Source organism: Halanaerobium sp. (genome assembly GCF_003070835.1).
In genome coordinates, this window is sequence record NZ_QBLR01000191.1 from 1 (window position 1) to 6,502 (window position 6,502).

General features: G+C 30.6%; 4 protein-coding genes. All 4 read left to right on the forward strand.

The features are described 5' to 3' along the window. The first annotated feature begins 196 nt into the window (after positions 1-196). On the forward strand, positions 197-1,579 hold the full coding sequence (locus tag CI949_RS14955) for a DUF2254 domain-containing protein (protein WP_290767723.1): 1,383 nt from the start codon (positions 197-199) through the stop codon (positions 1,577-1,579). Positions 1,580-1,671: 92 nt separating this feature from the next. After that, entirely contained in the window at positions 1,672-4,416 is a 2,745-nt protein-coding gene (locus CI949_RS14960) for a cation-transporting P-type ATPase (protein ID WP_290767726.1), read from the forward strand. Between the two features lie 70 nt (positions 4,417-4,486). Further along, positions 4,487-5,938, forward strand: a complete 1,452-nt coding sequence (locus CI949_RS14965; RefSeq protein ID WP_290767728.1) for a GntR family transcriptional regulator — start codon at positions 4,487-4,489, stop codon at positions 5,936-5,938. Between the two features lie 118 nt (positions 5,939-6,056). Beyond that, a partial coding sequence (locus CI949_RS14970; protein ID WP_290767730.1) for a UPF0236 family transposase-like protein occupies positions 6,057-6,502 on the forward strand: 446 nt, incomplete at its 3' end.

The window sequence follows — 6,502 nt, forward strand, 5'->3', positions numbered from 1 at the left end:
ACATTTGAAAGATAAAACCCTACTAAAGAAATATTAATTAACTTCTATAGTAGGGTGGCCGTTAGGCCATTTTGTTCTTTATATATGAAAATTTAATAATTGATTTTATCGATTATATAAAAAGGATATTCTTGAATTATGTTGAAATTAAATGGTAGAGGGAAAAGTAAAGAAAATAATAGAGGATGTGTAAATTTTGAAATTTAAATTTCTGCATAATATAGAAAATAAAATATATTTCATTCCTTCAATTTATGCTATATCTGCGACAATTTTATCAATTGCAGTTATTTTTATAGAATATCAATATACTAATACTTTAATTAACATATTACCATCATACTTTTTTACATCTTATGATTTATCAAAAACTATTCTATCAACAATTGCCGGATCCTTATTTGCGATGATTACAGTATCTTTTTCAACTATTATGGTTGTTTTAACAATGTATTCATCTCAATTTTCTCCCAGAACTATGCAGGATTTTCTAAAGAATAAGGTAACCTTAAAAGTCTTAGGAATTTTTATTGCAGGGTTTATATATTCAATCTTAACATTATTATTTATTGATGACAGTATGCAGGGAAGCGGAGAAGCTATAATCTTTTCGGCTATGATAGGTGTAATCGTAGCTATTGTTTGCCTTGGTTACTTTGTTTATTTTATTCATCATGCAGCAAATTCAGTTCAAGTAAATTTATTAATTGAGAGTCTGAAAGAAGAAGTAATAGAAATTGTAGATAAAATAGAGGCAAGAAATAATAATAATGACCAGATTCGTAATGACCCGCCTGATAATTTGAAAGAAAAACTTGATCGAGAGTTCTGTGGGGTTAATCCAAAACAAAGTGGTTATATCCAGGTCATTTATGATATTGAACTTACTCAACTTGCAAATGAATATGATATTATTATTCGAGCTGAAAAAATGATTGGAGATTATGTAACAGAAAATACAATTGTTTTTAAATTCTGGCAGCTTAACAAAAATTCTGAGGTATTTAATGAAGAAGAGCTTGAAGAAATACAAAATAAAATATTAGGTAATTTAGTAATTAATAATGAGAGAAGCAAAAAAAATGATATAGAATTTGGACTGCTGAAATTAACTGAAGTAGCCTTAAGGGCAATTTCGCCAGGTATAAATGATCCAAATACTGCAATTTTTTGTATCAATCAGTTAGGTTGGGTTTTATCCAGAATTGCAGTTGCTAATCTAGAAAATACTTATTATTATAATGAGAAAGACGAATTATGTTTTATATTAGAGGATATTTCTTTTTGGGACTTACTATATAAAACTTTTTATCAATTAAGCCATTATGGAAATCAAGATGTTTCAGTTGCAGGATCTATAATTGATGCTTTAGTAATTATTGCAGAAGGGAGTCCAAAAGATATTAAAGAACAGGTTTGGCACTTTAGTCATTATATTTTAGGTGGTTTTGATAAAAATGTATTGGAGCAGGAAGATAAAAAATTCTTAAATCATAAAATTTACAGATTGGCTAAAGAAACCGGTCATAAAGAGCAGCATGAAAAATATTTCCAAGTTGAAAATTTTAAGATAAATTAAGAAATTTACTGTAAAACAGGAACTTTAAATTATTTTTAAAAATGTTATTATTATTATTAAATACTAAAATAATACAATGAAGAGGTGGTCATATGGCAGAAAAAATGTTTTATAGACAAAAGGCGCAGGAAATTCTTGCTGAACTGGAAACTTCAGAAAAAGGTTTGACTGCTGCAGAAGCAAAAAAACGACTCGAAGAAAATGGCAAAAATGTACTGCAGGCTAAAGCAGATAAATCTCTAGTTAAAATTTTCTTAGAACAGTTTAAAGATGTACTGGTGATTTTACTTTTAGTAGCGGCAGTAATGTCATTTGCAATTGGAAGTTATCGAGATGGTACAATTATGGTTATTATTGCAGTAATCAACTCAGTTATTGGATTTAGACAGGAATATAAAGCTGAAAAAATCATGGATTCATTAAATAAATTAGTTAAATCTCCTTCTAAAGTAATTAGAGATGATCAGATTGGAGAAATTGCTCAAGAAGAGCTAGTAGTTGGTGATATTGTTAGTCTGGAAGAAGGAGATAAAATCCCAGCCGATTTAAGAATTATTGAAGCCTTCAATTTGAGAACAAACGATGTATCTCTTACCGGTGAATCGATGCCGCAGGAGAAACAGTCTAATAAAATAAAAGAAGAAAAACCACTGGCAGATAGAGACAATATGGCTTATTTAGGAACTACAGTTGCCTCAGGTTCAGCAAAAGGTGTTGTTGTCAGAACTGGTATGGAAACTGAAATGGGTAAAATTGCTTCCATGACTCAGGAAGAAGATAAATCAAAATCTCCCCTGCAGTCTGAGCTGCAGTCAGTAGCCAATAAAATCGCTGTTTTTGCAGTTGTTATTGCGTTGGCCTTATTTGGAGTGAGTATCTATCAGGGTTATGGTTTAAATTTTGCTTTAATTTATGCTTTAGGGATAGCAGTTGCTGTTGTGCCTCAGGCTTTACCAATGCAGGTAACAGTAGCCCTTTCTCAGGGAGTTGACCGTTTGGCAGAAAAAAATGCAGTGGTTAAAAAACTTTCTTCGGCCGAAACTCTTGGTTCAACAAATGTAATTTGCACAGATAAAACAGGTACTCTGACCAAAAATGAGATGACAGTTAAAAAAGTATATTTTGATGGTAAAGAATATGAAGTAACAGGCCTTGGTTATGAACCTGAAGGTCAGCTTTTAGGTGAAGACGGTGAGCCGCTGACTGAAGAAGAAATTTCAGAAATGGAAATTATTTTTGATGCTGCAACTATGGCTTCTAATGCAGAAATTCATGAGCCTGACGAAGAACATCCGGGCTGGTACGCAATTGGTGATCCAACCGAAGCTGCATTAATCACACTTTCAACTAAACTGGGTACCCGTTCACCAACTGAAGATGAAGAAAATCCAGAATTACACGAGTTTAGCTTTGATTCTGACCGCAAAAGAATGAGCTCAATTCGAGAGTTTGAAGATGGCAATTATCTTAAGATGAAAGGTGCTTTAGGTAGTGTTCTTTCTGTATCTAAACATATTTTAAAAGATGGAGAAGTTGTAGAGATTACTGAAGAAGATGAGGAAAGATTAAATAAATTAAATGAAAAATATTCGAAAAATGCAATGCGGGTTTTGGCAATTGCTTATCGTAAACTAGAAGATGATGAAACTGATTATGTTTTAGAAGAAATAGAAAAAGATGTTATATTCTTAGGTCTTGTTGCTATGATTGATCCCCCAAAAGAAGGAGTTAAAGAAGCCATTCAGGAATCACATGATGCTCATATAGACACTTACATTATGACTGGTGATCATGCAATTACTGCTCAAGCAGTAGGTAAAGAAATCAGTTTATCGGTTGATGATGAGGATGTGCCTGTATTTACTAGTGAAGATTTAGAAGCAATGAGCGAGGATGAATTGCGGCAGACTATGGAAGAAAATGAATCACTCATATTTTCTCGAGTTTCACCAGAAAACAAATTAAGAATTGTTAAGAACTTAAAAGAACAGCAAAAAATTGTTGCTGTAACTGGTGATGGTGTAAATGATGCTCCAGCTTTAAAGAGTGCCCATATTGGAGTTGCAATGGGACAGATGGGTACAGATGTTTCTAAAGAAGCTTCAGAATTGATTTTACTTGATGACAGTTATCCAACTTTAGTTTATGCAATTAAAGAAGGAAGAACAATTTATAATAATCTGAAAAAAACTGTAATTGCATCTCTGACTACAAACGGAGCTGAATTAACAATAGTACTTTTAGGCCTTTTAGCTGCAGCATTATTAGGGACTCCAATCCCGATTTTAGCTATTCAGATACTTTCTATTGATCTTTTAGCTGAAATTTTACCTCTGACAGCACTGACCTTTGACCCAGCTTCAGAGCATTTAATGAAATCACCACCAAGAGATCAGGATGAGCATATAGTAAATAAAAAGAGCTTTAGTGAAATAATATTTTTAGCATTATTAATGGGTGGTTTGGCTTTTACTAATTTTTATCTATTTATTAATGGTCAATCAGAAGTGGTAAAAGAAGGAACTCAGCTTTATGCGCGTGGTACGACTATTTCCTTCTTAACAATTGCTTTTTCTCAGTGGGTAAATATTATGTCCCGCCGCTATGAATATGAGAGTATCTTTAATAAAAATTTCTTTAATAACACTAAAATGTTATATTCTATTTTAATTTCAATTGTAATGGTTCTATTAATAATTTATTCACCAATAAATAATTTCCTTGGCTTTGCTGGTGTTACTCTAGCAGACTGGGGCAGAATTATTTTAGCAGGAGCTATATTCTTAATGGGACATGAAGGAATAAAGTTTTTCAAAAGAAAAAATGAAACTGTTTAATTAAATGTTAAAAATATAATTTTGAATAGAATTAAGACTTATAATAAAAACTATACTGGAGGGAAGCCAAATGTTTGATATTGATTTAGAAAGAGATGGCAGAGAAAATTTATATACCCAAATTTATGAAGCAATACGGGCAGAAATTTTGGCAGATAAATATACACCTGATACTAAAATGCCATCAATAAGAAAACTTGCTTCCCGGCTTAGTGTGAATGCAGAAACTGTGGTTAAAGCTTATGATTTACTGGCAGCTGAAAATTTAATTTACAAAAAAGAGGGTAGTGGGAGCTATATTGCTCCTGCTGCTGCTCTCAAAAATAACAGTGATGATCAAAGACTCAGAATTTTAACTTCTAAGCCGTCTCTATCTTCTCAAAAGACTATTGATTTTAGTGGTCCAGAGCATGGAAAAGAATTTCTAGAAGAATATGCATGGGATTTGATTTTTGATCGTTTTTATTCAGATTTTAAAGGTGAGAGTTTTAAAAAAGTTGAAGCTAAAAAAAATAATTATTTTCATCTTTTAAAATCAAAACATGAAAATTTGACTAAAAGCAAACTTTATTATAATTCGGAAGCCCAATTAGAAGAAATATTATTTACTTTAGTCGGGAAAAACAACGAATTATTATTTACAAGTGGTAGTGACAATTCTTTATTTACTAAATTATTTTTGCAAGATCATAGTATTAATAGCAAAACCAATAAAGTTTCTTTTTCTACTCCAAATGCAAATATTCATATTAGTTCGGCAGATTATGATAGCTTAATGGACTATCTTGAAAATAATACCATTGACTATTTAATAATAAGTGATGATTCTATTGAGGAAAGCATTTTAAATTGGAGTCTTTCTAAAATAAAATCTTTGCTGGAACTTTCTCAAATGCTTAAGTTTAAAGTAATTATTTTAGAGTATTTTGCTCTTTATCAAAACAATGAAAAAATAAAAGAACTTTTAGAATCTAAATATGATAATCAAATTATTCTAATTCAAGCATTAACAAATAGAGTTTTTCCTGGTTTAAAATTAGGATTAGTCTATTTAGATGATTATTATTTAAATTCTTTAGATAATAATTCAATTTTAAATAAATATTCTTTGGATGATTTTATAAATAAAAAAAATCTATCTGCAGGAGAAAATCTAGTTAATAATCTTTTAAGTTATTATATTGATAATGGCTATCTAGAAAAAAGAGTTAAATTTTTAAGACAGCGTTTAAATAACAGGAAAGTTTTATTAAGAGAAGCAATTAAGGATCATTTTAGAGGTATTGAGACTGCGGACATTTCTTCTTTGTTTTATTTTAAATTATTGTTGAATCAAAATATTAATCAGCATGATTTTAAAGTCTTTGCTGAAAAAAATTCTCTTTTATTACCTGATTATAGAAACTTTTTCAGTCGCGAAATAAGTAATGAGTTAATTATTTCAGCAGCATCATTAAATCAATTTTCAATAAAGCAAGGGGTTATGGTTTTAGCTAAAATTTATTGGCAGTTTATCAGTTAATGTTAGTGTAAAATAAAAGTGGGTTTTAAGAATTGATTTGAATAAATAGGCAGGAATTTTAATATAAATAAAGAAGGAGCCTCACAAGGACAAAAATTAAAGAAAGGAGTGAGGCCCCTTGGAACTTGATTTAAGAATATTACAAAACAACACTAATTTCAAGGATGTAGAGAAAGAAATTTTTAGAATTGTATGTAAAGAAGCTAGAGAAAGATTTAAAAAGATCTTAGAGGAAATTGATCAGGCTATCATGGAAAACAGAGATAAAGATAAATTTAAACTTAAAGATATCAAAAAAAGAACTATTGATACTCTTTTTGGTGAAGTGACTATCAAAAGGAGATACTACCAAGATTCCAATGATAAGTTTAGATTTCTGCTGGATCAGTATTTGAATATTCCTGCTAATGAGAGGCAGTCACCTGCTTTAAAAGAAATAGCACTGGATTTAGTAAAAGAACTGCCATATAGAAAAGCTGCAGATAAGATTGATAATATCTTAGAGAGTTCAACCAGTCATACAGCAATTTTTAACTGGGTTCAAAAAGAAGGAGCTAAGCTCAG

Coding starts and splice junctions, on each gene's coding strand:
- CI949_RS14960 (WP_290767726.1), top strand. CDS start 1,672: ATGGCAGAAAAAATGTTTTATAGACAAAAGGCGCAGGAAATTCTTGCT.
- CI949_RS14965 (WP_290767728.1), top strand. CDS start 4,487: ATGTTTGATATTGATTTAGAAAGAGATGGCAGAGAAAATTTATATACC.